Annotated in this window: 21 protein-coding genes; 17 read left to right on the top strand and 4 right to left on the bottom strand. The window is 64.6% G+C overall.

The window, feature by feature from the left end; genetic code table 11:
• Nucleotides 1-22 precede the first annotated feature (22 nt).
• Nucleotides 23-340, bottom strand: coding sequence for a hypothetical protein (locus tag PSK12I2_RS0101885; protein ID WP_027597083.1), 318 nt, complete (start codon nucleotides 338-340; stop codon nucleotides 23-25).
• A gap of 211 nt (nucleotides 341-551) precedes the next feature.
• Here PSK12I2_RS0101885 and PSK12I2_RS0101880 point away from each other — a divergent pair, with 211 nt between their 5' ends.
• Nucleotides 552-2,186: a Na+/H+ antiporter gene (locus PSK12I2_RS0101880; RefSeq protein WP_027597082.1), complete on the top strand. Its 1,635-nt coding sequence runs from the start codon at nucleotides 552-554 to the stop codon at nucleotides 2,184-2,186.
• Here the strand turns inward: PSK12I2_RS0101880 and dapC are convergent.
• Genes dapC through map form a run of 3 tightly spaced genes read right to left on the bottom strand, consistent with a single transcriptional unit; the run spans nucleotide 2,183 to nucleotide 6,908 of the window.
• Nucleotides 2,183-3,376, bottom strand: coding sequence for a succinyldiaminopimelate transaminase (gene dapC / locus PSK12I2_RS0101875; RefSeq protein ID WP_027597081.1), 1,194 nt, complete (start codon nucleotides 3,374-3,376; stop codon nucleotides 2,183-2,185). The two genes, PSK12I2_RS0101880 and dapC, sit on opposite strands and share 4 nt — an antisense overlap.
• Before the next feature lie 39 nt (nucleotides 3,377-3,415).
• Complete coding sequence (locus PSK12I2_RS0101870; protein WP_027597080.1) at nucleotides 3,416-6,115, bottom strand: [protein-PII] uridylyltransferase; 2,700 nt, start codon at nucleotides 6,113-6,115, stop codon at nucleotides 3,416-3,418.
• 10 nt (nucleotides 6,116-6,125) lie between these two features.
• The gene (gene map / locus PSK12I2_RS0101865; protein WP_007159495.1) at nucleotides 6,126-6,908 is read right to left on the bottom strand and encodes a type I methionyl aminopeptidase; all 783 of its coding nucleotides are present in this window, start codon (nucleotides 6,906-6,908) and stop codon (nucleotides 6,126-6,128) included.
• A gap of 285 nt (nucleotides 6,909-7,193) precedes the next feature.
• On the opposite strand from map, the gene rpsB reads away from it, so the two are divergent.
• From rpsB to dnaE, 16 genes are all read left to right on the top strand, one after another.
• The gene (gene rpsB, locus PSK12I2_RS0101860; RefSeq protein WP_007159494.1) at nucleotides 7,194-7,931 is read left to right on the top strand and encodes a 30S ribosomal protein S2; all 738 of its coding nucleotides are present in this window, start codon (nucleotides 7,194-7,196) and stop codon (nucleotides 7,929-7,931) included.
• A gap of 131 nt (nucleotides 7,932-8,062) precedes the next feature.
• Nucleotides 8,063-8,932 (top strand): translation elongation factor Ts, encoded by an 870-nt coding sequence (tsf, locus tag PSK12I2_RS0101855; protein ID WP_007159493.1) that lies wholly within the window; start codon nucleotides 8,063-8,065, stop codon nucleotides 8,930-8,932.
• Nucleotides 8,933-9,124: 192 nt separating this feature from the next.
• The gene (gene pyrH / locus PSK12I2_RS0101850; protein WP_007159492.1) at nucleotides 9,125-9,868 is read left to right on the top strand and encodes a UMP kinase; all 744 of its coding nucleotides are present in this window, start codon (nucleotides 9,125-9,127) and stop codon (nucleotides 9,866-9,868) included.
• Nucleotides 9,865-10,422 (top strand): ribosome recycling factor, encoded by a 558-nt coding sequence (gene frr, locus PSK12I2_RS0101845; protein ID WP_007159491.1) that lies wholly within the window; start codon nucleotides 9,865-9,867, stop codon nucleotides 10,420-10,422. The genes pyrH and frr overlap by 4 nt, the downstream gene beginning before the upstream one ends.
• Before the next feature lie 18 nt (nucleotides 10,423-10,440).
• A complete protein-coding gene (gene uppS / locus PSK12I2_RS0101840) occupies nucleotides 10,441-11,190 on the top strand; it encodes a polyprenyl diphosphate synthase (RefSeq protein ID WP_027597079.1) in 750 nt (249 codons plus the stop codon).
• Nucleotides 11,190-12,005 carry a phosphatidate cytidylyltransferase gene (locus PSK12I2_RS0101835; RefSeq protein WP_027597078.1) on the top strand — a complete coding sequence of 272 codons (816 nt, stop codon included), beginning with the start codon at nucleotides 11,190-11,192 and terminating at the stop codon, nucleotides 12,003-12,005. The genes uppS and PSK12I2_RS0101835 overlap by 1 nt, the downstream gene beginning before the upstream one ends.
• The gene (gene ispC, locus PSK12I2_RS0101830) at nucleotides 12,002-13,183 is read left to right on the top strand and encodes a 1-deoxy-D-xylulose-5-phosphate reductoisomerase (RefSeq protein ID WP_177324631.1); all 1,182 of its coding nucleotides are present in this window, start codon (nucleotides 12,002-12,004) and stop codon (nucleotides 13,181-13,183) included. Before PSK12I2_RS0101835 ends, ispC begins: the two co-directional genes overlap by 4 nt.
• A gap of 66 nt (nucleotides 13,184-13,249) precedes the next feature.
• On the top strand, nucleotides 13,250-14,602 hold the full coding sequence (gene rseP, locus PSK12I2_RS0101825; protein WP_027597076.1) for a sigma E protease regulator RseP: 1,353 nt from the start codon (nucleotides 13,250-13,252) through the stop codon (nucleotides 14,600-14,602).
• Nucleotides 14,603-14,675: 73 nt separating this feature from the next.
• Nucleotides 14,676-17,045, top strand: a complete 2,370-nt coding sequence (gene bamA, locus PSK12I2_RS0101820; protein WP_027597075.1) for an outer membrane protein assembly factor BamA — start codon at nucleotides 14,676-14,678, stop codon at nucleotides 17,043-17,045.
• Nucleotides 17,046-17,083: 38 nt separating this feature from the next.
• Nucleotides 17,084-17,587: an OmpH family outer membrane protein gene (locus PSK12I2_RS0101815; RefSeq protein WP_007159485.1), complete on the top strand. Its 504-nt coding sequence runs from the start codon at nucleotides 17,084-17,086 to the stop codon at nucleotides 17,585-17,587.
• Entirely contained in the window at nucleotides 17,587-18,660 is a 1,074-nt protein-coding gene (gene lpxD, locus PSK12I2_RS0101810) for a UDP-3-O-(3-hydroxymyristoyl)glucosamine N-acyltransferase (RefSeq protein WP_007159484.1), read from the top strand. Before PSK12I2_RS0101815 ends, lpxD begins: the two co-directional genes overlap by 1 nt.
• A gap of 45 nt (nucleotides 18,661-18,705) precedes the next feature.
• The gene (gene fabZ, locus PSK12I2_RS0101805) at nucleotides 18,706-19,146 is read left to right on the top strand and encodes a 3-hydroxyacyl-ACP dehydratase FabZ (RefSeq protein WP_007159483.1); all 441 of its coding nucleotides are present in this window, start codon (nucleotides 18,706-18,708) and stop codon (nucleotides 19,144-19,146) included.
• Nucleotides 19,143-19,919, top strand: a complete 777-nt coding sequence (gene lpxA, locus PSK12I2_RS0101800) for an acyl-ACP--UDP-N-acetylglucosamine O-acyltransferase (RefSeq protein WP_007159482.1) — start codon at nucleotides 19,143-19,145, stop codon at nucleotides 19,917-19,919. Before fabZ ends, lpxA begins: the two co-directional genes overlap by 4 nt.
• Complete coding sequence (gene lpxB, locus PSK12I2_RS0101795) at nucleotides 19,903-21,063, top strand: lipid-A-disaccharide synthase (RefSeq protein ID WP_027597073.1); 1,161 nt, start codon at nucleotides 19,903-19,905, stop codon at nucleotides 21,061-21,063. Before lpxA ends, lpxB begins: the two co-directional genes overlap by 17 nt.
• On the top strand, nucleotides 21,063-21,698 hold the full coding sequence (gene rnhB, locus PSK12I2_RS0101790; RefSeq protein WP_007159480.1) for a ribonuclease HII: 636 nt from the start codon (nucleotides 21,063-21,065) through the stop codon (nucleotides 21,696-21,698). The genes lpxB and rnhB overlap by 1 nt, the downstream gene beginning before the upstream one ends.
• Nucleotides 21,699-21,774: 76 nt before the next feature.
• Complete coding sequence (gene dnaE, locus PSK12I2_RS0101785) at nucleotides 21,775-25,296, top strand: DNA polymerase III subunit alpha (RefSeq protein WP_027597072.1); 3,522 nt, start codon at nucleotides 21,775-21,777, stop codon at nucleotides 25,294-25,296.
• The last annotated feature ends 86 nt before the right edge of the window (nucleotides 25,297-25,382 follow it).

Below are 25,382 nucleotides of genomic sequence, written 5' to 3'. Positions count from 1 at the left end.
AGGCGGGTTTTTTCATGGGCCCTTACCAGCGCGGGGGCGGGCCGTAGTAGTAGGCGCCGGGCGGCGGGCCGTAGTACACCGGGCGGGGTTCCACCACGCGATATTCGTAGACCGGTGCCGGCTCGTAGTAGACCACGCGCGGCGGCGGAGGCGGCGGCGGGGGGCCTTCGACATAGACCGGCTCGCGGGCGTAGGAATGGGAGACGATGGCTCCGCCGACCACGGCGCCCACTACGGCACCGAGAAAGGCCGGACCGGGGCCACGACCGTGGGCGGACGCCTGACCGGCGATGGCGAGGCAACCGGCAAGCACCACGACTTGAGTGATGCGACGTAGCATGATCTTTCTCCTGCGACCCGGGGAAATGAAACCGGGTATGTCTATCAGACCGCAACGGTGGCCAGTCGCCTAGATCGCCTCGGGTAAAGTTTGGGTAAAACCAAATCCGGGGACATCAGTCCCAACAACTCGAGGTCGACGTGTCCCCACTCCCGCGGGATGCATCTCCTGTATCTGGCACCGCGACCGGTGCCCTGACCACGAGACCACCGTGCAGATTCTCTATACCGCTCTGATCCTCTTGCTGATGGTGGGTGCCACCCGACTCAGCGCCCATCTGATTCCCATCCCGCTGCCGCTGATCCAGGTGGTGGTCGGCGCCTTGCTCGCCTGGCCCACCCTGGGGCTGCACGTGGCCCTGGACCCGGAACTCTTCCTGCTGCTGTTCATCCCGGCGCTGCTGTTCTCCGATGGCTGGCGCATGCCCAAGCGCGAATTCTGGCGGCTGCGCCGACCGATCTTCGTCCTGGCCTTTGGCCTGGTGTTCCTCACGGTGCTGGGTGCCGGCTGGTTCCTGCACTGGATGCTGCACCTGCCCTGGGCGGTGGCCTTCGCCCTGGCGGCGGTGCTGTCGCCCACCGATGCCGTGGCGGTGTCCAGCATCGTCCGTGGCCGGCTGCCCAGCGCCTTGCTGCATGTGATCCAGGGCGAGGCCCTGCTCAACGACGCCTCGGGTCTGGTGACCTTCAAGTTCGCCGTGGCGGCGGCCCTGACCGGCGCCTTTTCGCTGAGCCAGGCCAGCCTGGAATTCGTCATCGTCGCGGTGGGCGGCGGGCTGGTCGGTGGCGTGCTGAGCTGGCTGGTCGGGCGGGCGCGCGCCTGGATGGTGGTGAAGCGCGGCTGGAGCGACGCCGCGCCCCATGTGGTCTTCATGCTGTTGCTGCCCTTCGCCGCCTATGTCCTGGCGGAGCGACTGGGCGTTTCCGGCATCCTGTCCGCCGTGGCCGCCGGGATGATGCAGAGCCGGGTCGACATGCTGCCCCGGCAGACCGCTACCCGATTGCTCAACCACAGCGTCTGGGGACTGGTGGAATTCGCCTTCAACGGCCTGGTGTTCCTGATCCTGGGGCTGCAACTGCCGGACATCCTGGCGGCCGCGCTGCCGGCTTCCCAGGCGCTCTGGCCGGCCGCGGGCTGGCTGACGCTCTATGTGCTGGGTGCCTATCTGGTGATCATGGCCATCCGCTTCGGGGTCATCCTCGGCTATTGGCACCTGACCCAGCCTGGCAGCGGACCCATGACCATCGCGGGCGATCCGCGCCTGATCGCCGCCATCGCCTCCCTCAGCGGGGTGCGCGGCGCCGTGACCCTGGCCGGTGTGCTGTCGCTGCCGCTGCTGCTCTCGGATGGCACGCCCTTTCCCCTGCGTGACGTCCTGGTGTTCATCGCCGCCGGGGTGATCCTGCTGTCACTGGTGGTGGCGAGCATCGGTATTCCGCTGCTGCTGGCGCGGCTGCCGGAGCAATCCAACGACCTGCTGGAGCGGGAACGCTGCGAAGTGCGGATCAACGCCGCCCGCGCCGCCATCACAGCGCTGGAAGACGTGGAGTCCAGCGATGCCGACGAGCCGGCGCGGGCGGCGCTGCAGGCGGAGATCAAGGCCGGCATCATCGCCGAATTCCGTGACGAGCTGAGTTCCGCCGATGACAGCGAGGATGCCCGTTCCCTGGCACGTCTGCGGGACACCCTGGATGGCGAGCTGCGCCTGCTCGCCATCCGTGCCCAGCGTCGTGAACTCTATCGGCTGCGTATCGCCGGGGTGATCGATGACCTGGTGGTCACCGAATTCCTGCGCGAACTCGATATCCAGGAGACCGCGCTGATGCGCGATCAGGGCAACCGCTAGCCCTGGCAGAAGCGGCGGATGCGCTCCGCCGCTTCCACGCATTCGGCCAGAGGGGCGACCAGGGCCATGCGGATCCGTCCGGCACCCGGATTGACGCCCGCGACTTCCCGCGACAGGTAGGAACCCGGCACCACGGTCACGTGTTCGCGGGCGAACAGATCGCGAGCGAAGGCTTCGTCATCGCCCGGCGTCCTGGCCCAGAGATAGAAACCACCGTCCGGCAGTGACACCTCCAGGCTGCCCTGCAGGATGTCCAGCACGGCGGCGAACTTCTGCCGATAGAGTTCGCGGTTCTCGCGGACATGGGCTTCATCGCGCCAGGCCACGGCGCTGGCCTTCTGCACCTGCACCGGCATGGCGCAGCCGTGGTAGGTGCGATAGAGCAGGAAGCGCTTGAGGATGGCGGCATCGCCGGCGACGAAGCCGGATCTCATGCCCGGCAGGTTGGAGCGCTTGGACAGGCTGTGGAACACCACGCAACGGGCGAAGTCGGTGCGCCCCAGTTCGGCGCAGGCGGTCAGCAGGCCGGGCGGCGGGCTGGCTTCGTCGAAATAGAGTTCGCTGTAGCACTCGTCGGCGGCGATCACGAAGTCGTGGCGATCGGCCAGGGCGATGAGCCTTTTCAGCGTGGCCACCGGCAGCAGGGCGCCGGTGGGATTGCCGGGCGAACAGAGGAACAGCAGCTGGCAGCGCTGCCAGACCTCGTCCGGCACGCTGTCGAAATCGGGATTGAAACCCTTGTCCGCCAGGCACGGCAGGTAGTGCGGCTCGGCGCCGGCCAGCAGGGCCGCGCCTTCGTAGATCTGGTAGAAGGGGTTGGGGCTCAGCACCAGGCCGGCCTGGCTGCGATCCACCACCGCCTGGGTAAAGGAAAACAGCGCCTCCCGGGTGCCGGTCACCGGCAGCACATGACGCGCCGGATCCAGCCAGCCTGCCGGTACGCCAAAGCGCTGGCCAGCCCAGCTGGCGATGGCCTCGCGCAGCTCGGCGATGCCAAGGGTGGTCGGATAGACCGCCAGCTGATCCAAATTCGCCGTCAGCGCCTCGGCGACGAAGGCGGGGGACGGATGCTTGGGCTCGCCGATCGACAGCGGAATCGGCTTGAGGGCCGTCGGCGGGGTCACGCCGGCGAGGAGGGCGCGCAGCTTCTCGAACGGGTAGGGCTGCAGCAGGTCGAGGGTGGGATTCATCGTCGGGTGGTCCTTCGTTCGAGGCGTTAGATCAGGGAGCTAGATGCTGATGCGACTGAGTGGCGTCTGGCTGTCTGGCTCGCCCAGCTGCTTGATCAGGGCTTGCTGCAGGGCGCTGCACAGACCGGGATCCGCCAGCGGACGGCCATCGGCGTCGGTGACGTAGAAGACGTCTTCCACGCGCTCGCCGAGGGTGGCGATCTTGGCGTTGAGCACGGACAGGTCGAAGTCGAGGAAGATGCGGCCCACCCGTGCCAGCAGACCGGGGCGGTCCGGCGCCGTCAGCTCGATCAGGCTCGCCGAGCGCATGGTGTCGGTATAGATGTTCACCTGGGGCGAGAAGGCGAAATGCTTGAGCTGGCGGGTCACGCGCCGGTTGATGATGCTCGGGTATTCCTCGGGATGCTTGAGCGCCTCGATCAGGCCGCCGCGGATCTGGGCGATGCGCGCGGGATTGTTGCCAATCGAGCCACCATCGGTATCCAGCACGATGTAGGTGTCCAGGGTGAACTGGCTGGTGGAGGTGATGATGCGCGCGTCCTGAATGTTCAGGTTGAGCTGGTCCATCACCGCCACGGTCACCGCGAAGAAGTCGTGCTGGTCGGCGGCATAGATGAAGATCTGGGTGCCGCCTTCGGAGTCACGCTGGGTGGTCTCGCGGATCAGCACCAGGGGCTCGGCGGTATCGCCGTGGCCGAGGATGGCCTCGGTGTGCCAGGCGACATCCAGCGCGGTATGCCGCAGGAAGTAGGTGTCACCCAGCTGCGACCACAGCTGCTCGGCGTCATCGGCATCGATGCCGCGACGCATCAGGGTGTCGAGGGCCGATTGCTGGGTGCTGCGGATCTGCTCTTCGCGATTGACCGGATTCTCCAGGCCACGACGCAGGGCACGCTTGGTCTCGGTGTACAGCTGCCGCAGCAGGGTGGCGCGCCAGGAATTCCACAGCGACGGATTGGTCGCGGTGATGTCGGCCACGGTGAGGACGTACAGGTAGTCGAGATGGGTGTGGTCGCCCACCGTCAGGGCGAAGTCGTGGATCACCTGGGGATCGGAGAGGTCCTTGCGCTGGGCGGTGGTGGACATCACCAGGTGGTTGCGCACCAGCCAGCTGACCAGGCGGGTGTCCCACTCCGGCAACTGGTGGCGGCGACCGAAGGCTTCCACGTCTTCCGCCCCCAGTTCCGAGTGATCGCCGCCACGGCCCTTGGCGATGTCGTGGTAGAGACCGGCGACGTAGATCAGCTCCGGCTTGGGCAGCTTGTGGATCACCCTCGTCGCCAGCGGATACTTTTCCGCCAGGACGTCGTAGCTCATCTTGCGCAGGTGCTTGATGAGATTGAGGGTGTGGGCGTCCACCGTATAGATGTGGAAGAGGTCATGCTGCATCTGGCCGACGATCTGGCCGAATTCGGGCAGGTAGAGTCCCAGCAGTCCGTAGCGATTCATCCGCCGCAGATTGCGATGGATGCCGGATTCGCTCTTGAGCAGTTCGATGAACAGGCTGGTGTTGCGAATGTCCTGGCGGAAGGCGTCGTCGATCAGGTGGCGGCTGTCGCGCAACAGGCGGATGGTGCCGGCGCTGGGCCCCTTGATCGCCGGATTCTGCGCCAGCAGGACGAACAGCTCCATCAGGGCGAAGGGGGTGCGCAGGAACACCTGCGGATGCACCACCTCCAGATAGCCGTTGCGGATCTGGAATCTGTTGTTGAGCGGCGTCACCGCGGCGGGCAACTGCTCGTCGCGCAGATTCACTTCCTCGAAGTGCTGCATCACCACGTCGCTGAGCTGGGAGACGTCCATCACCACCCGGTAGTACTTCTGCATGAAGCGCTCGACCGCCAGCTTGGCGTCGTTGTCCTCGTAGCCGAGCAGGTTGGCGATGCGCCGCTGATGGTCGAACAGCAGGCGATCCTCCGGGCGACCGGCCAGCATGTGCAGGGCATAGCGGACCTTCCACAGGTATTCCTGGGCGGAGATCAGCAGGCTGCACTCGCTCTCGGTGAGAAAGCCCTGGCCCACCAGGGCCTGCAGATTGAGGGTGCCGAATTGCCGCCGGGCGATCCACAGCAGCGTCTGGATGTCGCGCAGGCCGCCGGGGGAACCCTTGACGTTGGGTTCAAGGTTGTACTCGGTGTCGTTGTACTTGGCGTGCCGGGCGCTCTGCTCGGCACGCTTGGCCAGGTAGAAGGCCCGTCCCGGCCAGAGGTGCTCGACGCTGGTGGCCGCCAGCATCGCCTGGCGCAGGTGCTCGGGGCCGGCGAGGGTGCGGCTTTCCATGAGGTTGGTGATCACCGTCAGGTCGGCCAGCGCCTCGGTGGTGCATTCGCGCAGGGATCTGACGCTCTGCCCCACGGCCAGGCCCACGTCCCACAGCAGGGTCAGGAAGCCTTCGATGGAGTCACGGAAGCGCTCCTGCTCTTCTTCGGCGAGCAGGATGAGCAGGTCGATGTCCGAGTGCGGATGCAGTTCGCCACGGCCATAGCCGCCCACCGCGAGCAGGGCGATGCCATCGTCCGGCCAGCTGAAGCGACTCCAGGCCGCGATCAGCATCTGGTCGATGAACCAGGCGCGATCCTCGACCAGCCGGCGCACGCTGCGCCCGGCCAGGAAGCGGGCATCGAGGGTGGCGTTCGCGGCCCGGATGAATTTCTTGAAGGCCGCGATGGGGCTGGCTTTCAGCGAAAGCTCAGCCTGGAACTGGCCGGCGTCGAACAACTCCGAATCGACCTGGGGCATGGGCGCTCACTCACGCAGAAACGCGGGGAAAGGTTTCGTCCTTTCTGAGGGTCAGGATCTCGTAACCCTGTTCGGTGACGAGCACCGTGTGCTCCCACTGCGCGGACAGCTTGCGGTCCTTGGTGATGGCGGTCCAGCCATCGCCCAGCAGGCGGGTCTCGTAGCGGCCCTGGTTGATCATCGGCTCGATGGTGAAGATCATCCCGGCCTGCAGCTCGAGGCCGGTGCCGGCGCGACCGTAGTGCACCACCTGCGGCTCTTCGTGGAAGCCCTTGCCGATGCCGTGGCCGCAGTATTCGCGAACCACCGAGAAGCCGTTCTTCTCTGCGTGCTTCTGGATGACCTCGCCGATATCGCCCAGGCGCGCCCCGGGGCGGACCAGGTCGATGCCCTTGTAGAGGCATTCCTGGGTGATCTGGCAGAGGCGCTCGGCCCACTCGGGCACGTCGCCCACCAGGTACATCTTGCTGGTGTCGCCGTGGTAGCCGTCTTTGATCACGGTGATGTCCACGTTCATGATGTCGCCGCTCTTGAGCGGCTTGTCATTGGGAATGCCGTGGCAGACCACGTGGTTCAGCGAGGTGCAGATGGATTTGGGATAGCCCTTGTAGTTCAGCGGGGCGGGGATGGCCTGCTGCACGTTGACGATATAGTCGTGGGCCAGTCGATCCAGTTCTTCGGTGGTGATGCCGGGACGCACGTGCTCGTCCAGCATTTCGAGCACCTCGGCGGCCAGTTGGCCGGCGATGCGCATCTTGGCGATGTCTTCAGGGGTCTTGAGGATGACGGTCATCGGAAATCTCTAGGTATCACGCCGGGTGTCAGCTTTCGATCCGCTATTCTATCAGAGCCGGCGCCCGCACTGTGGCCGCCGGCGCGGCCCCGGATCTCCGGTACCGGCAATCGCCGCTGGTGGTATCCGGCAAGGCGTGATATAAAGTCGCGCGCTTTTTCGGGGCTCCGCCCTTTAGCGCTCCTAACCCCACACACGCATCGACACGATGACCTGGGTGCTTCCCGATGGGAAGTTGGTCATTGGGATGCGTGGAGGCCCAACCCGACTACGAGGAACATCTAAATGTCTCAAGTCTCCATGCGTGACATGCTGAAAGCCGGCGTGCATTTCGGCCACCAAACCCGTTACTGGAACCCGAAGATGGGCAAGTACATCTTCGGCGCGCGCAACAAGATCCACATCATCAACCTCGAAAAGACCCTGCCGATGTTCAACGAAGCCCTGACCTTCGTTGAGCGCCTGGCTTCCGGCAAGAACAAGATCCTGTTCGTCGGTACCAAGCGTTCCGCCGGCAAGATCGTTCGCGAAGAAGCCGCTCGTTGCGGTCAGCCCTTCGTCGACCATCGCTGGTTGGGCGGCATGCTCACCAACTACAAGACCATCCGTGCCTCGATCAAGCGTCTGCGCGATCTGGAAGTCCAGTCCCAGGACGGTACTTTCGACAAGCTGACCAAGAAAGAAGCCCTGATGCGCACCCGTGACCTCGAGAAGCTCGAGCGCAGCCTGGGTGGTATCAAGGACATGGGCGGTCTGCCGGATGCCCTGTTCGTCGTCGACGTCGACCACGAGCGCATCGCCATCACCGAAGCCAACAAGCTGGGTATCCCGGTCATCGGCGTAGTCGATACCAACAGCAGCCCGGAAGGCGTTGACTACGTCATCCCCGGCAACGACGACGCCTTCCGCGCCGTTCAGCTGTACCTGAGCAGCGTTGCTGATGCCGTGATCCGTGGCGGCAACAACGGCGGTGCCAACGAGCAATTCGTCGAAGAAACCGCTGCCGAAGCCGTCGAGGGCTGAGCAGGTCGACCCTAGGGTCGAGCGGTTCGACGTGCGAGAAGGGGGCCTAGCCCCCTTTTTGCCTACTGGCGTTTCATTGGCTCCGTCTCCGTGCGGAGTGACCTCGAAACCGATTCAAGAGGATTTCAAACATGGCAGAAATCACTGCAGCCCTGGTCAAAGAACTGCGCGAGCGCACCGGCCAAGGCATGATGGATTGCAAGAAGGCCCTGGCCGCTGCCGGTGGCGACATCGAGAAAGCCATCGATGACATGCGTGCCGCTGGCGCCATCAAGGCCGCCAAGAAAGCCGGTAACGTGGCTGCCGAAGGCTCCATCGCGGTCAAGGTCGCTGACGACCACAAGGCTGCCGTCATCATCGAAGTCAATTCCCAGACCGATTTCCTGGCTCTGCAGGACGACTTCAAGGGCTTCGTCGCCGCCAGCCTGGACAAGGCCTTCGCCGAGAAGATGAGCGATGCCGCTCCGCTGATCGCCGCTCAGGAAGCCGCCCGTGAGGCCCTGGTCGCCAAGTGCGGCGAAAACGTCAACATCCGTCGTCTGACCCGTGTCGAAGGCGATGTCGTTGGCGCCTACCTCCACGGTCACCGCATCGGTGTGGTCGTTACCCTGCAGGGTGGCACCGCCGAGCTGGCCAAGGAAATCGCCATGCACGTCGCGGCGAGCAATCCCCAGTTCCTGAATCCCTCCCAGGTTTCCGAAGAAGCTGTCGCCAAGGAAAAGGAAATCTTCCTGGCGCTGAACGCCGACAAGATCGCCGGCAAGCCGGAAAACATCGTGGAGAACATGGTCAAGGGTCGTATCAACAAGTTCCTGGCCGAAGCCAGCCTGGTTGAGCAGCCCTTCATCAAGGATCCGGAAGTCAAGGTCGGTGAACTGGCCAAGAAAGCCGGCGCCGAAATCGTCTCCTTCGTGCGTTACGAAGTGGGCGAAGGCATCGAGAAGGCCGAAGTCGACTTCGCTGCCGAAGTGGCTGCCCAGCTGGCTGCCAGCAAGCAGTAAGCCCGGCATCTGCCGTTGACCAGGAGGCCGCCCGCTTCGAGCGCGCGGCCTCTTTGTCAAATTGGAAGGCAGGTCTGATTTCTGCTCTTCCAAGGAGTTTTTTGCCGATTGGAGTGAACGCAACTGCGGTTGCGCTTTCCTATCGCTGGATCAAAATCCCCCGCACATGTTCATCGCCACAGGAGAGAGTGAATGGCACAGCAGATGAGTGGTCGCCAACCCCGTTACAAGCGTATTCTGCTGAAGCTCAGTGGCGAAGCCCTGATGGGAAGTGAAGACTTCGGGATCGACCCGAAGGTGCTGGATCGCATGTCGCTGGAGATCGGCCAGCTGGTGGGTATCGGTGTCCAGGTCGGTCTGGTGATCGGCGGTGGCAACCTGTTCCGCGGCGCAGCCTTGTCCGCTGCCGGTATGGATCGGGTGACCGGTGACCACATGGGCATGCTGGCCACGGTGATGAACGCCCTGGCCATGCGCGACGCCCTGGAGCGTTCCAACATTCCCGCCACGGTGATGTCCGCCATCTCCATGGTCGGCGTGACCGATCAGTACGATCGGCGCAAGGCCCTGCGTCAGCTGAAGGATGGCGAAGTCGTCATCTTCTCCGCCGGTACCGGCAACCCCTTTTTCACCACCGATTCCGCCGCCTGCCTGCGCGCGATCGAGGTCGAGGCCGACCTGGTGCTCAAGGCCACCAAGGTGGATGGTGTATACACGGCCGATCCCTTCAAGGATCCCAATGCCGAAAAATTCGAGCGCCTGACCTACGACGAGGTGCTCGACCGCAAGCTGGGTGTCATGGATCTCACGGCCATCTGTCTCTGCCGTGACCACAGCATGCCCCTGCGGGTTTTCAACATGAACAAGCCCGGCGCCCTGCTCAATATCGTGGTGGGCGGTGGTGAGGGCACCCTGATCGAGGAGGGAGCAGCATGATCAACGAGATCAAGAAGGATGCGCAGACGCGCATGACCAAGACCCTGGAAGCCCTGGGCCACGCCTTTGCCAAGATCCGTACCGGACGCGCTCATCCGAGCATCCTGGATAGCGTCATGGTGTCCTACTACGGCAGCGACACCCCGCTGCGTCAGGTGGCCAACGTCACCGTCGAGGATTCGCGAACCCTGGCCCTGAGCGTGTTCGACAAGAGCATGATCCAGGCGGTCGAGAAGGCCATCATGACCTCCGACCTGGGCCTCAATCCGGCCACCGCCGGTACCACCATTCGCGTACCGATGCCGGCGTTGACCGAAGAGACCCGCAAGGGCTTCACCAAGCAGGCGCGTGCCGAGGCCGAGCAGGCGCGGGTTTCCGTGCGCAACATCCGTCGCGATGCCCTGGCTCAGCTCAAGGATCTGCTCAAGGAAAAGGAAATCAGTGAAGACGAGGATCGTCGCGCTCAGGACGAAGTCCAGAAGCTGACTGATAAATTCGTCGCCGAGGTGGACAAGGCTCTGGAGGCCAAGGAAGCCGACTTGATGGCTGTTTGACAACGGTTGGGACGTAACATGGGCATGAGCAAGCCAGGCAAGGTGGTGCCACGTCACGTGGCGATCATCATGGATGGGAACAATCGCTGGGCGCGCCGTCGGCTGCTGCCGGGCGTCGCCGGTCACAAGGCCGGAGTGGACGCCGTGCGCGCGGTCATCGAGGTGTGCGGCGATGCGGGCGTCGAGGTGCTGACGCTGTTCGCCTTTTCCAGCGAGAACTGGCGGCGTCCGGCCGACGAGGTCGGCGCCCTGATGGAGCTCTTCCTGTCCGCCCTGCGGCGGGAGGCGAAGAAGCTGCACCAGAATGGCATCCGGCTGCGCATCATCGGCGATCGCTCGCTGTTCCATCCGGAGCTGCAGGCGGCCATGGCGGAAGTCGAGGCGCTCACTGCCCATCACACCCGGTTCGTGCTGCAGATCGCTGCCAACTACGGGGGGCAGTGGGATATCACCCAGGCCGCCCAGCAGCTGGCGGCGCGGGTCCAGCAGGGTTCGCTGCAGCCGAGCGAGATCACGCCCGAGTTGCTGCAAGGCTGTCTGGCGACTGCCGACCTGCCGCTGCCCGACCTGTGCATCCGCACCGGTGGCGAGCGCCGGGTCAGCAACTTCCTGCTCTGGCAGATCGCCTATGCCGAGCTGTATTTCTCCGACCTGTTCTGGCCGGACTTCAAGCACGAGGCCATGCACGCCGCCCTGGCGGACTTTGCCACCCGCCAGCGGCGGTTTGGCCGGACCTGCGAACAGGTGGAAGCGGAGCTACGCGCCTAATGCTGAAGCAGCGAGTTATCACGGCGATGGTGCTCCTGCCCATCGCCCTGGCCGGATTTTTCTGGCTGGAAGGGGCGGCTTTCGCCCTGTTCATCGGTGCGGTCGTGGTCCTGGGCGCCTGGGAATGGGCGCGGCTGGCGGGTCTGGAAGCCCAGCCGCTGCGTTGCGCCTATGCCGCCGTGGTCGCGCTGGCGCTGCTGCTCTGCTGGTGGCTCCCCGCCGGTGCCCATGGCCTGCTGTTCATCAGTCTGGCCTGGTGGCTCTATGCGACGGTGCTGGTGCTCACCTATCCCGACAGCGCTCGCGCCTGGCAGGCCCCCTGGCGGCGCCTGCTGATCGGTCTGGTGGTGCTGGTCCCGGCCTGGCAGGGGCTGATGCTGCTCAAGGCGGCACCGGGTGGCAATCTGCTGATTCTCGAGGTGATGATGCTGGTGTGGCTGGCCGATATCTTCGCCTATTTCTCCGGACGGGCCTTCGGCAAGCGCAAGCTGGCGCCGGCCGTGAGTCCGGGCAAGAGCTGGGAAGGTCTCTATGGGGGCCTGGCCGCCGCGCTGGTGGCTACCCTGGTACTCGGTCTGGTCCGTGGCTGGGGCCTGGGCGACCTCCTGCAAGCACTCATCGGCGCCGCCTGCGTGGTGCTGATCTCGGTAGTGGGTGATCTCACCGAAAGCATGTTCAAGCGTCAGGCCGGGCTCAAGGACAGCAGCCAGTTGCTGCCGGGGCACGGTGGCGTGCTGGATCGCATCGACAGCCTCACGGCCGCCGTACCGCTGTTCGCCCTGCTGCTCTGGTGGGCCGGCTGGGGTGTCCAGTGAGTCTCCAGCAGCTTTGTGTCCTGGGTGCGACGGGCTCCATCGGCGCCAGCACCCTGGATGTCGTGGCCCGGTATCCCGATCGCTATCGCATCTTCGCCCTCAGCGGGCATCGTCGGCTGAGCGAGCTGGCAGACCTCTGCCGGCGTTTCCAGCCGGTCTATGCAGCCGTGCCGGATCAGGCGTCCGCCGATCAGTTGGCCGCTTTGCTGCAAGGGGCTGAAGCCCGCCCCGAGATCCTGGTGGGGGAGGGTGGCCTGGAGGCCATCGCGGCCCATCCCCAGGTGGATACCGTCATGGCGGCCATCGTCGGCGCGGCGGGTCTGAAGCCCACCCTGGCGGCGGTCAAGGCCGGCAAGCGCGTACTGCTGGCCAACAAGGAAGCCCTGGTCATGAGCGGCGCGCTCTTCATCGAGGCCGTGCAGGCCAGTGGCGCGACCCTGCTGCCCATCGACAGTGAGCACAATGCCATCTTCCAGTGCCTGGCCGATCCGGCGACGCCCGGCCTGGCCCGCAAGGGCGTAAGACGCATCCTGCTCACCGCCTCGGGCGGCCCGTTCCGCGAGACGCCGGCCGAACAACTGGCCGCGGTGACGCCGGATCAGGCCTGTGCCCATCCCAAGTGGTCCATGGGGCGCAAGATTTCGGTGGACTCCGCGACCCTGATGAACAAGGGGCTGGAGCTGATCGAAGCCTGCTGGCTGTTCGAGGCGACGCCGGAGCAGGTCGAGGTGGTCATCCATCCCCAGAGCGTGATCCATTCGCTGGTGGACTACGTGGATGGCTCGGTACTGGCCCAGCTGGGCAATCCCGACATGCGCACCCCTATCGCCCACGCCCTGGCCTGGCCCGAGCGCATCGACTCCGGTGTCGCGGCGCTGGACCTGTTCGAGATCGGCCGGCTCGACTTCGAGCGGCCCGACGAAGAACGCTTTCCCTGCCTGCGGCTGGCGCGGGAGGCGGCTCAGGCGGGTGGTTGCATGCCGGCTACGCTGAATGCGGCCAACGAGGTCGCCGTCGAGGCCTTTCTCGAGGGGCGACTGGGCTTTACCGAGATCCCGCAGCTGATCGAAGCGGTGCTCAAGGCTGTCGAGCCATGTCCGGCCAGCGATCTCGACACGGTCTTCGCGGCCGACAGCACCGCTCGGCGGCTGGCTCGGGAGTGGCTGTCGAGACGCTGATCCCGCGCCTCGACACCTGGCCTGCGAGTCCGCAGAATCTGCACACTGAGGTAGCGGAGGCAGCCAATGTCCATCCTTTATACGATTCTGGGAACCCTGATCGCCCTGGGCGTGCTGGTGACCATCCACGAGTATGGCCATTTCTGGACGGCGCGCCGTTGCGGCGTCAAGGTCCTGCGCTTCTCCGTTGGCTTCGGCAAACCGCTGCTGCGCTGGCACGATCGCCAGGGCACCGAATTCGTGGTGGCCGCGATCCCGCTGGGCGGCTACGTGAAGATGCTGGACGAGCGCGAAGCGCCGGTGGCGCCTGAAGAACAGCATGCCGCCTTCAATCGCAAGACGGTACGCCAGCGCATCGCCATCGTCGCCGCCGGTCCGATCGCCAACTTCCTGCTCGCCATCCTGTTCTTCTGGGTGCTGGCCATGCTCGGCTCCCAGCAGCCGCGTCCGGTGGTGGGATCGGTCACGCCTGATACCCTGGCTGCCACCGCGGGTATCCCGGCGGGCGCCGAACTGACCGCGGTCGATGACGCGGCGGTAGACAGCTGGTCGGCGGTCAATCTGCGCCTGGTCGATCGCCTGGGTGAAAGCGGTCCGCTACGCCTGAGCTACCGGATCCCGGGCACCACTGCCGAGCAAAGCACGGTCATCCAGCTCGACGGCTGGCTGCGCGGCGCGGAAGATCCGGATCCGATCCAGGCGCTGGGTCTCAAACCCTGGCGGCCGCAGATTCCGGCCATCTTCGCCGAGCTGGATCCGGCCGGTCCGGCGAAAGCCGCTGGCCTCCAGGCGGGTGATCGCCTCATCGCCCTGAACGATACGCCCATCGGTGACTGGCAGCAGGCCGTGGACTGGGTGCGGGCGCACCCGGATCAGCAGGTCAAGGTGAGCTATGAGCGCGAGGGTCAGCGACGCGAGCTGTCCCTGCGCCTGGGCGCGCGGCGCGTCGATAGCGCCGAGACCGGTTACCTCGGCGCGGGTGTGGCGCCGGTCAAGTGGCCAGCGGAAATGGTTCGCGAAATCAGCTACGGACCCGTGGCGGCCGTGGGCGAAGGTATCAGCCGAACCTGGCAGATGAGCGTGCTGACGCTGGTTTCCCTGAAGAAGATGCTCTTGGGAGAGCTGTCGGTAAAAAACTTGAGCGGGCCGATAACCATTGCTAAAGTGGCGGGCGCTTCAGCTCAGTCAGGCCTGGGGGATTTCCTCAATTTTCTGGCGTACCTGAGCATAAGCCTGGGGGTTCTGAATCTGTTGCCTATCCCTGTGCTCGACGGCGGTCATCTGGTCTTCTACTTCGTCGAGTGGATTCGCGGGCGGCCCTTGTCCGAGCGTGTACAGACATGGGGCATGCAGATCGGTATTAGCCTCGTCGTGGGTGTGATGCTGCTGGCCTTGGTCAATGACCTCGGTCGCCTCTGACACTCTGCTGATTGCCGAATCTGCCGCCCCGTGCGGCAGATTCTTTATTTGCCAGTTGGAATAAAAGGGACTCATGAAACGCCTGCTGCTACCTGCGGTAATAGCCGCGCTGATGATCGGCGAGGTACACGCCGAGTCCTTCACCATCTCCGATATCCGCGTCAACGGACTGCAACGAGTATCGTCCGGTAGCGTCTTCGGTGCCCTGCCGCTCAACGTCGGCGAATCCGTCGACGACAACAAGTTGGCCGAAGCCTCCCGCTCGCTCTTCCGTACCGGATTCTTCCAGGACATCCAGCTGGGTCGTGACGGCAACGTCCTGGTCGTGAACCTGGTCGAGCGTCCCTCCATTTCCAGCATCACCCTGGAAGGCAACAAGGCGATCTCCAGCGACGACCTGATGAAGGGTCTCAAGCAGGCCGGTCTCGCCGAAGGCGAGATCTTCCAGCGCGCGACGCTGGAAGGCGTGCGCAACGAACTGCTGCGCCAGTACGTCGCCCAAGGTCGCTACTCCGCCAGCATCGACGCCGAGGTGGTGCCGCAGCCCCGTAATCGGGTGCAGCTGAAGATCACCATCAACGAAGGCGAGGTGGCGACCATCTCCCACGTCAACGTGGTGGGCAACACGGTCTTCGCCGAGGATGACCTGACCTCCCTGTTCGAGCTCAAGCCGAGCAACTGGCTGTCGTTCTTCCGCAACGATGACAAGTACTCCCGGGAAAAGTTGGCGGGTGACCTCGAGCGCCTGCGCTCCTATTACCTGGACCGCGGCTACATCAACATGGACATCACCTCGACGCAGGTGTCCATCACGCCCGACAAGAAGCACGTCTACATCACGGTCAATGTCAACGAAGGGCAGAAGTACACCGTTCGTGAAGTCAAGCTGTCCGGCGACCTCAAGGTGCCGGAGGAAGAGCTGCGCAAACTGATGCTGGTCCAGCCGGGCCAGGTCTTCTCGCGCAAGGTCATGACCAGCACCTCGGACCTGATCACCCGCCGGCTGGGCAACGAAGGCTATACCTTCGCCAACGTCAACGGCCTGCCCGAGCCCCATGACGACGACCACAGCGTGTCCCTGACCTATGTGGTCGATCCGGGCAAGCGTGCCTACGTCAACCGCATCAACTTCCGCGGCAACACCAAGACCGAGGACGAGGTGCTGCGTCGCGAGATGCGCCAGATGGAAGGCGGTTGGGCTTCCACCTATCTCATCGACCAGTCCAAGACCCGCCTCGAGCGCCTGGGCTACTTCAAGGAAGTCAAGGTCGAGACGCCCCAGGTACCTGGCACCGACGACATGGTCGACGTCAACTACAACGTCGAAGAGCAGCCGTCGGGCTCCATCACCGCCAGCATCGGCTTCGCCCAGAGCGCCGGTCTGATCCTGGGTGGCTCCATCAGCCAGAACAACTTCCTGGGTACCGGCAATCAGGTCAGCATCGGGCTGACCCGTTCCCAGTACCAGAGCCGCTACAACTTCAGCTTCACCGATCCCTACTTCACGCCGGATGGCGTGAGCCTGGGCTACAACATCTTCTATCGCAGCACCGACTACAGCAAACTGTACGACAGTGACGTCTCCTACTACTCGATCAACAGCCTGGGTACCGGTGTCACCCTGGGCTATCCGATCAGCGAGACCTCGCGCCTGACCTATGGTCTGAGCGTGCAGAAAGACGAGATCAATCCGGGTACCTACAGCGCCGACGAGATCTATGATTTCGTCCAGCGCGAGGGGGACAATTTCACCAACTTCAAGGCCAGCATCGGCTGGTCGAGCTCGACGCTGAACCGTGGCGTCCTGCCGACCCGCGGGGCTTCCCAGAGCCTGACCGGCCAGATCACCATCCCGGGCAGCGACCTGAGCTTCTACAAGCTCGACTATCGCGGCCAGCTGTTCACCCCGCTGACCGACAATACGGCGCTGCGCTTCCATACCGAGCTGGGTTACGGCGACGGCTATGGCAGCACCGATGGCCTGCCGTTCTACGAGAACTACTACGCCGGTGGCTTCAACTCGGTACGGGGTTTCGAGGATAGCAGCCTGGGTCCGCGGACCACGCCGCCCAGTCCGAATCCGAGATATGCCGATCAAGGCCAGGGCTATCGTGATCGTGACAACGACGAAGCCTTCGGTGGCAATGTCCTGATTACCGGCGGTGTGGAATACCTGTTCCCCTTGCCCTTCGTGAAGGACCAGAAGTCCCTGCGTACCGTGCTGTTCTGGGACGTGGGCAATGTGTTCAGCACCAAGTGCTACCTGAGCAGCACGCAGAATTGCGGCGACATCAGCTTCTCCAATATGGCCAGCTCCGTCGGTGTCGGTGTGACTTGGGTTACCGCCCTCGGTCCGCTGAGCTTCAGCCTGGGCGTGCCGGTCAAGAAGCCGAGCAACTCCGATCCGCAGGTCTTCCAGTTCTCGCTGGGTCAGACGTTCTGACCCAGGCTACACCTTTGCGCTTTACGCAGGAGTCAACTGTGCACAAGTACACCCGTTACGCTCTGTTCGCTGCCGTTCTCGTCGCCGCTCCGGTGTTCGCCGATACCAAGATCGCTGTCCTGAACTACCAGATGGCTCTGCTGGAATCCGACGCTGCCAAGAAGTACGCGGTGGATTCCGAGAAGAAGTTCGGTCCCCAGCTGAACAAGCTCAAGGGTCTGGAAAGCTCCGCCAAGGACATCCAGGACAAGCTCAACAAGGGCGGTGACAAGATGGCCCAGGCCGAGCGCACCCGCCTGGAGAACGACTTCCGCCAGAAGGCCCGTGACTTCCAGTTCCAGTCCAAGGAACTCAACGACGCCAAGGCGGCCTCGGATCGCGACATGCTCAAGCTGCTCAAGCCGCGCCTGGACAAGGCCGTGGAAGAGGTGCTGAAGAAGGGTGATTACGATCTGGTGCTGGAGCGTGGCGCCGTGGTGGACGTGAAGCCGCAGTACGACATCACGCGCCAGGTCATCGAGCGCATGAACGCGGGTCGTTGATGAGCCATAGCACCTTTACGCTGGGCGAACTGGCGCAGTGGCTGGAAAGCCGCCAGTTGACCGTGGAGTTACGCGGTTCGTCCGAGCGCCTGGTGACCGGTCTGGCTACCCTGCCCGAGGCCGGTCCTGAGCAGTTGAGTTTTCTCGCCAATCCGCAGTACCGCCGCTACCTGGCCGACACCCAGGCCGGGGCCGTGCTGCTGACGGAAAAGGACGCCGACGGCTACACCGGCGACGCCCTGATCCTGGCGAATCCCTATCTGGCCTATGCGCGCCTTTCCCATCTGTTCGATCGCAAGCCGCGCAGCGCAGCCGGTATCCATCCCACCGCGCTGGTCGCGGCGGATGCCCAGGTCGATCCGACGGCGGCCATCGGTCCCTATGTGGTGATCGAGGCCCAGGCGCGCATCGGCGCCGGTGTCAGTCTGGGCGCCCACTGCGTGGTGGGTGCGCGCAGCGTCATCGGTGCCGACAGCTGGCTGGCGCCGCGGGTCACGCTCTATCACGACGTGACCATTGGCGAGCGTGCCGTGGTGCAGTCGGGTGCCGTGATCGGCGCCGAGGGCTTCGGCTTCGCCAACGAGCGCGGCCAGTGGCAGAAGATCGCCCAGCTGGGTGGCGTACTGATCGGCGACGATGTCGAGATCGGTGCCAACACCACCATCGACCGGGGCGCCCTGGCCAACACGGTCATCAGCAATGGCGTCAAACTCGACAACCAGATCATGATCGCGCACAACGTCCAGGTCGGTGAGCACACCGCCATGGCCGCCTGCGTCGGCATCTCTGGCAGCACCAAGATCGGCAAACACTGCACCATCGCCGGCGGCGTGGGCATGGTCGGTCATATCGAGGTGTGCGACCACGTGTTCGTCACCGGTATGACCATGGTGACCCGCTCGATTACCGAGCCCGGCGCCTATTCCTCCGGTACGGCCATGCAGCCGGCCGGCGAATGGAAGAAGAGCGCCGCGCGGATTCGTCACCTCGACGACATGGCCCGCCGTCTGCAACATCTGGAAAAAATCGTTGCTACCGTGACCTCGCGGGATGACGCTGCTTCTGATGCTTGATTCTGCATCGGATGTTTCCCCTTTCTGAACAGGCCTTCCCCGACCATGATGGACATCAACGAGATCCGTGAATATCTCCCGCATCGCTATCCCTTTCTATTGGTGGATCGCGTGCTGGAGCTGGATATCGAAGCCAAGCGCATTCGTGCCTACAAGAACGTCAGCATCAACGAGCCCTTCTTCACCGGCCACTTCCCCCAGCATCCGATCATGCCGGGCGTGCTGATCGTCGAAGCCATGGCCCAGGCTGCCGGCGTGCTCGGTTTCAAGATGATGAATTCCTCGCCGGCCGATGGCACCCTGTACTACTTCGTCGGATCGGATAAGCTGCGGTTTCGCCAGCCGGTGACGCCGGGCGATCAGCTGATGCTCGACGCTCGCTTCATCAGCACCAAGCGCGGCATCTGGAAATTCGAATGCCACGCCAGTGTGGACGACAAGCCGGTCTGCTCGGCTGAAATCATCTGTGCGGAACGCAAGCTATGACGTTGATTGACCCCAGGGCTATCGTCGACCCCAAGGCACGGCTCGCCGCCGATGTCCAGGTCGGCCCCTGGTCGATCATCGGACCGGATGTCGAGATTGGCGAGGGGACCGTCATCGGGCCTCACGTCATCCTCAAGGGTCCGACCGTGATCGGGCGTCACAACCGTATCTTCCAGTTCTCGTCGATCGGCGAGGATACGCCCGACCTCAAGTATCAGGGCGAACCGACCCGGCTGCGGATCGGCGATCACAACACCATCCGCGAAGGGGTCACCATCCATCGCGGTACCGTGCAGGATCGGGAAGAGACGACCCTTGGCGATCACAACCTGCTGATGGCCTATGTGCACATCGGCCATGACAGCGTGATCGGCAATCACTGCATCCTGGTCAACAACACGGCCCTCGCCGGGCACGTGCACGTCGACGACTGGGCGATCCTGTCCGGCTATACCCTGGTGCATCAGTTCTGCCGCATCGGCGCCCACAGCTTTTCCGGCATGGGCACGGCCATCGGCAAGGACGTACCGGCCTATGTCACGGTGTTCGGCAATCCGGCCGAAGCCCGCAGCATGAACTTCGAAGGCATGCGCCGCCGGGGTTTCTCGGCTGAAGCCATCAAGGAATTGCGCCGCGCCTACAAGGTGGTCTACCGCCAGGGCCTGACCGTCGATGACGCCCTGCGCGAGCTGGAGCCGGTGGCTCAGCAATTTCCCGAAGTGGCGGTGTTCCGCGATTCCATCCTGAGTGCGACGCGTGGCATCACCCGCTGAGTTCGCCCAGCGCCCGCTACGCGTGGCGCTGGTGGCAGGGGAGGCGTCGGGTGATCTGCTCGGCGCCGGTCTGATGCAGGCGCTGCGTGCTCAGCATCCGAATATCTCCTTCATGGGCGTGGGCGGTCCGCGGATGGAAGCCGAAGGGCTGGTGTCCGAATTTCCCATGGAACGCCTGGCGGTCATGGGGCTGGTCGAGGTGCTCGGCCGCCTGCGGGAACTCCTGGGTCGGCGCAAGGCGCTGATCAGTCAGTTGCTCGACGCCCGTCCCGATGTCTTCATCGGCATCGACGCCCCGGATTTCGTCCTCGAGATCGAAGCCCAGCTGCATCGCGCCGGCATTCCGGCCGTGCACTATGTCAGTCCCTCGGTCTGGGCCTGGCGACAGAAGCGGGTGCTGAAGATCCGCGACGGCTGCGACCTGATGCTGACCCTGTTTCCCTTCGAGGCGCGTTTCTACGAAGAACAGCAGGTGCCGGTGCGCTTCGTCGGCCATCCGCTGGCCGATACCATCCCTCTGGACAGCGACCGCCTGGCGGCCCGGCAGGCCCTGGGCTTGCCGGAAGAGGGGCAGGTCGTCGCCCTGTTGCCGGGCAGTCGCGGTGGTGAAGTAGGGCGCCTCGGTGCGCTTTTCCTCGACGCCGCCGCCCAGCTGCTTGCCGTACGTCCTGATGTGCGCTTCGTTCTGCCCTGTGCCAATGCCGCGCGGCGGGCGCAGGTGGAGCAGTTGCTGGAAGGCCGGCCGCCGCTGCCGCTGCTGCTGACCGATGGGCGATCCCATGAGGTGCTGGCCGCCTGTGATGGCGTGCTGATCGCCTCGGGCACCGCGACCCTGGAGACGCTGCTGTTCAAGAGACCCATGGTGGTGGCCTATCGGGTGGCCCCGCTGACCTATCTGATCCTCAAGCAGCTGGTGAAGAGTCCCTACATCTCGCTGCCCAACCTCCTGGCCGGGCGCAAGCTGGTGCCCGAGTTGATCCAGCACGAGGCGACGCCGGAGCGGCTGGTGGCCGAACTCCTGCCGCTGCTGGAGCAGCCGCAGCAGCAGACCGACAGCTTCTCCGCCATCCATCACAGCCTGAGGCGCGATGCCTCGGTCCAGGCGGCCGCTGCCGTGCTGGATCTCCTGCGGCAGCGTGGCTGATGCAACTGGGCCTGGATTTTAACCTGGTCGAGGCGCTGGTCGCCGGGGTCGACGAAGTCGGTCGTGGTCCGCTGTGCGGCGCCGTGGTCACGGCCGCGGTGATCCTCGATCCGGGCAAGCCCATCCTCGGCCTTAACGATTCGAAGAAGCTGTCGCTGGCGCGCCGCGAAGCCCTGTTCGACGAGATCCAGGAAAAGGCCCTGGCCTGGTGCGTGGCCCGCGCCGAGGTCGCCGAGATCGACCGGCTGAACATCCTGCACGCCACCATGCTGGCCATGCAGCGCGCCGTGGAGGGGCTCCAGGTGCAGCCGCGGCTGGCCCTGATCGATGGCAATCGCTGTCCCAAGCTGGCGGTGCCCAGTGCGCCGGTGGTGAAGGGCGACAGCCAGGTCCCGGCGATCGCCGCGGCGTCCATCCTGGCCAAGGTGACCCGCGATCGCGAGATGCAGGTGCTGGATGCCCTCTATCCGGGCTATGGCCTGGCCGGGCACAAGGGCTATCCCACCGCCGAACATCTCGACGCGCTCCGGCGCCTGGGGCCCACGCCCATCCACCGGCGCTCCTTCGCGCCGGTGCGCGATGCCTGGCACGCCCTCGAGACCCAGGCCTCCACCCAGATCATCGCGACCTACTGACGGCCGTCGCGGCGTTCTGACCCCGGGTCGACAATCCAGTACAATCTCGCGCCTCATGCATCAAGGGGTCTCTGCCATGTCCGCATCCTTCGTCCACCTGCGTCTCCACACGGAATACTCCCTGGTCGACGGGATCGTGCGGGTGAAGGGGCTGGTCAAGGCTGCCGAAGCCGCCGGGATGCCGGCCGTGGCGGTGACCGACCAGGGCAACCTCTGTTCGCTGGTCAAGTTCTACAAGGCGGCCATGGGCGCCGGGATTAAGCCCATTGCCGGCGCCGACATCTGGCTGGCCGGCCGCGAAGGCGACGCGCCCCTGAGCCGCATGACCCTGCTGGTCATGAACGCCAAGGGCTATCGCAACCTCACCGAGCTGCTGTCCCGCGGATTCCAGGAAGGCCAGCAGGACGGTCAGATCGTCATCCAGCGCGACTGGGTGAAGGACGCCAGCGAAGGCCTGATCGCCCTGTCCGGTTCCAAGGAGGGCGAGATCGGCCTGGCGCTGCTCGAAGGCGACCTGGCGCTGGCCGATCAGCTGTTCGAGGAATGGCAGCAGGTCTTTCAGGATCGCTTCTATCTGGAGGTGCAGCGCACCGAGCGAGTCGGTGACGAAGAGCACCTGCATGCCGCCGTGGCCCTGGCCGATCGCTGCGGGGGCGCCCTGGTGGCGACCAACGATGTGCGCTTTCTCAAGGCCGAGGACTTCGAGGCCCACGAGACCCGCGTCTGCATCGGCGAGGGCCGGCCGCTGGACGATCCCCGGCGCGAGCGCAAGTACAGCGACCAGCAGTACCTGAAGTCGGCGGCCGAGATGGCCGAGCTGTTCAGCGACCTGCCCGAGGCGCTGGAAAACACCGTCGAGATCGCCAAGCGCTGCAACATCGAGATCCAGCTGGGCAAGTACTTCCTGCCCAACTTCCCGATCCCCAACGGGATGACCATCAACGACTACCTGCGCCATGTGTCCTTCGAGGGCCTGGAAGAGCGCCTGGCCGTGCTCTGGCCGCGCGAGACCACGCCGAACTACGAGGAAAAGCGCCAGGAGTACGTCGACCGACTCAACTTCGAGCTCGACATCATCATCCAGATGGGCTTCCCCGGTTACTTCCTCATCGTGATGGACTTCATCAAGTGGGCGAAGAACAACGGCGTGCCGGTCGGCCCCGGCCGGGGCTCGGGTGCCGGCTCCCTGGTCGCCTACGTACTCAAGATCACCGACCTCGATCCGCTGGCCTATGACCTGCTGTTCGAGCGCTTCCTCAACCCCGAGCGGATCTCCATGCCCGACTTCGACGTCGACTTCTGCATGGACGGTCGCGACCGGGTGATCGAATACGTGGCCGACCTGTACGGCCGCGAGGCGGTGAGCCAGATCATCACCTTCGGCACCATGGCCGCCAAGGCGGTGGTGCGCGACGTGGCGCGGGTGCAGGGCAAGTCCTATGGCTTGGCCGACCGCCTGTCGAAGATGATCCCTTTCGAAGTGGGCATGACCCTGCAGAAGGCTTTCGAGCAGGAGGAGCCGCTGCGCGACTTCCTGGCGACCGACGAGGACGCCAAGGAAATCTGGGACATGGCTTTGAAGTTGGAAGGCATCACCCGTGGCACCGGCAAGCACGCCGGGGGCGTGGTGATCGCGCCGACCAAGTTGACCGATTTCTCGCCCATCGCCTGCGATGAGGACGGCAATGGCCTGGTGACCCAGTTCGACAAGGACGACGTCGAGCAGGCCGGTCTGGTCAAGTTCGACTTCCTCGGGCTGCGTACCCTGACAATCATCAAGTGGGCGTTGGAGACCATCAACCGCACGGAAGTGGCAGAGGGGCGCGAGCCGCTCAATATCGACTTCATCCCACTGGACGACAAGCCGACCTACGCCCTGCTGCAGAAGGCCGAGACCACTGCCGTCTTCCAGCTGGAATCCCGCGGCATGAAGGAGCTGATCAAGAAGCTCAAGCCGGACTGCCTGGAAGACCTCATTGCTCTGGTGGCGCTGTTCCGCCCGGGTCCGTTGCAGTCGGGCATGGTGGACGACTTCATCAACCGCAAGCACGGCCGCGCCGAGCTGGCCTATCCGCATCCGGACTACCAGTACGACGGCCTGCAGCCGGTGCTGGCGCCCACCTACGGCATCATCCTCTACCAGGAACAGGTGATGCAGATCGCCCAGGTCATGGGCGGCTACACCCTGGGCCAGGCGGACATGCTGCGCCGCGCCATGGGCAAGAAGAAGCCCGAGGAGATGGCCAAGCAGCGCGGCGGCTTCATCGAAGGCTGCACCAACAACGGCATCGATGCGGACTTGGCCGGCAACATCTTCGACCTGGTGGAAAAATTCGCCGGCTACGGCTTCAACAAGTCGCACTCGGCGGCCTATGGTCTGGTGTCCTACCAGACCGCCTGGCTGAAGACCCACTATCCGGCGCCCTTCATGGCCGCGGTGCTGTCGGCGGACATGCACAACACCGACAAGGTGGTGATCCTCATCGAGGAATGCCGCCACATGAAGCTGCGCATCGACACGCCGGACGTGAACATCTCCGAGTTCAAGTTCACCGTCAACGACGGCGGGCGCATCGTCTACGGCCTGGGGGCGATCAAGGGTGTCGGTGAGGGCCCGGTGGAGGCCATCGTCGAGGCGCGTGCCGAGGGACCGTTCAAGGATCTCTTCGACTTCTGTGCCCGGGTCGACCTCAAGCGCATCAACAAGCGCACCCTGGAAGCCCTGATCCGCTCCGGTGCCCTGGACCGCCTGGGTCCGCACTACCATGACGAGCTCAAGGCCTATCAGGCGACCATCGACCAGAATCGCGCCGTGCTGCTGGCGGCCATGGAAGAGGCCATCGCCTCGGCGGAGCAGACCGCCCGCAGCCACAACAGCGGCCATGTCGATCTCTTCGGTGGCGTCTTCGCCGAACCCGAAGCCGACGTCTATGCCAACCACCGGCGCGCCCGCGAGCTCAATCTCAAGGAGCGCCTGCGCGGGGAAAAGGAAACCCTGGGGCTGTACCTGACCGGTCACCCCATCGAGGAATACGAAGGTGAGGTGCGCCGGCTGGCGCGCCAGCGCATCGTCGACCTCAAGCCGTCGCGCGAGACCCAGACCGTGGCTGGGCTGATCGTCAACCTGCGGGTGATGAAGAACAAGCGCGGCGACAAGATGGGCTTCGTCACCCTGGACGACAGGTCCGGGCGCATCGAGGCCTCGCTGTTCGCCGAAGCCTTCAACGCCGCCCAGGCGCTCTTGCAGACCGATGCCCTGGTGATCGTCGAGGGGGAGGTCAGCCAGGACGATTTCTCCGGTGGCCTGCGTCTGCGCGCCAAGCGCGTGCTGGGGCTGGAAGAAGCCCGGACCGCCCTGGCGGAAAGCCTCAGGATCGCGGTGCGTAGCGAGGCACTGGCCGGCGACCGGCTGCGCTGGCTGGGCGAGTTGTGCGGCCGTCATCGCGGCGCCTGTCCGGTGACCATCGACTACCAGGGCCCCACCGCGCGGGCGCTGCTGCAGTTCGGCGAGAACTACCGGATCGACCCGGCCGACGGCCTGATTCAAACCCTGCGTGACCAGTTCGGCAGGGAGAACGTCTTTCTGAACTATCGTTAAGTCCGAGCGCCTCGTGCGCTTCGTCCCAACCCTCGCCAGCGGCGGGTGCCGGTGACGTGGCAGGAGTCTCGACCTGTCCCGTCCGA

Source organism: Pseudomonas sp. MOIL14HWK12:I2 (assembly GCF_000510745.1).
GTDB classification, from domain to species: domain Bacteria; phylum Pseudomonadota; class Gammaproteobacteria; order Pseudomonadales; family Pseudomonadaceae; genus Chryseomonas; species Chryseomonas oryzihabitans.
The sequence above is the reverse complement of the archived record's forward strand: the minus strand, read 5'-3'. Positions and strand labels throughout refer to the sequence as shown.

Coding starts and splice junctions, on each gene's coding strand:
- map (WP_007159495.1), bottom strand. CDS start 6,908: ATGACCGTCATCCTCAAGACCCCTGAAGACATCGCCAAGATGCGCATC.
- lpxA (WP_007159482.1), top strand. CDS start 19,143: ATGACGTTGATTGACCCCAGGGCTATCGTCGACCCCAAGGCACGGCTC.
- bamA (WP_027597075.1), top strand. CDS start 14,676: ATGAAACGCCTGCTGCTACCTGCGGTAATAGCCGCGCTGATGATCGGC.
- rnhB (WP_007159480.1), top strand. CDS start 21,063: ATGCAACTGGGCCTGGATTTTAACCTGGTCGAGGCGCTGGTCGCCGGG.
- tsf (WP_007159493.1), top strand. CDS start 8,063: ATGGCAGAAATCACTGCAGCCCTGGTCAAAGAACTGCGCGAGCGCACC.
- pyrH (WP_007159492.1), top strand. CDS start 9,125: ATGGCACAGCAGATGAGTGGTCGCCAACCCCGTTACAAGCGTATTCTG.
- fabZ (WP_007159483.1), top strand. CDS start 18,706: ATGATGGACATCAACGAGATCCGTGAATATCTCCCGCATCGCTATCCC.
- PSK12I2_RS0101870 (WP_027597080.1), bottom strand. CDS start 6,115: ATGCCCCAGGTCGATTCGGAGTTGTTCGACGCCGGCCAGTTCCAGGCT.
- dnaE (WP_027597072.1), top strand. CDS start 21,775: ATGTCCGCATCCTTCGTCCACCTGCGTCTCCACACGGAATACTCCCTG.
- uppS (WP_027597079.1), top strand. CDS start 10,441: ATGGGCATGAGCAAGCCAGGCAAGGTGGTGCCACGTCACGTGGCGATC.
- rpsB (WP_007159494.1), top strand. CDS start 7,194: ATGTCTCAAGTCTCCATGCGTGACATGCTGAAAGCCGGCGTGCATTTC.
- frr (WP_007159491.1), top strand. CDS start 9,865: ATGATCAACGAGATCAAGAAGGATGCGCAGACGCGCATGACCAAGACC.
- rseP (WP_027597076.1), top strand. CDS start 13,250: ATGTCCATCCTTTATACGATTCTGGGAACCCTGATCGCCCTGGGCGTG.
- dapC (WP_027597081.1), bottom strand. CDS start 3,376: ATGAATCCCACCCTCGACCTGCTGCAGCCCTACCCGTTCGAGAAGCTG.
- PSK12I2_RS0101885 (WP_027597083.1), bottom strand. CDS start 340: ATGCTACGTCGCATCACTCAAGTCGTGGTGCTTGCCGGTTGCCTCGCC.
- lpxD (WP_007159484.1), top strand. CDS start 17,587: ATGAGCCATAGCACCTTTACGCTGGGCGAACTGGCGCAGTGGCTGGAA.
- PSK12I2_RS0101835 (WP_027597078.1), top strand. CDS start 11,190: ATGCTGAAGCAGCGAGTTATCACGGCGATGGTGCTCCTGCCCATCGCC.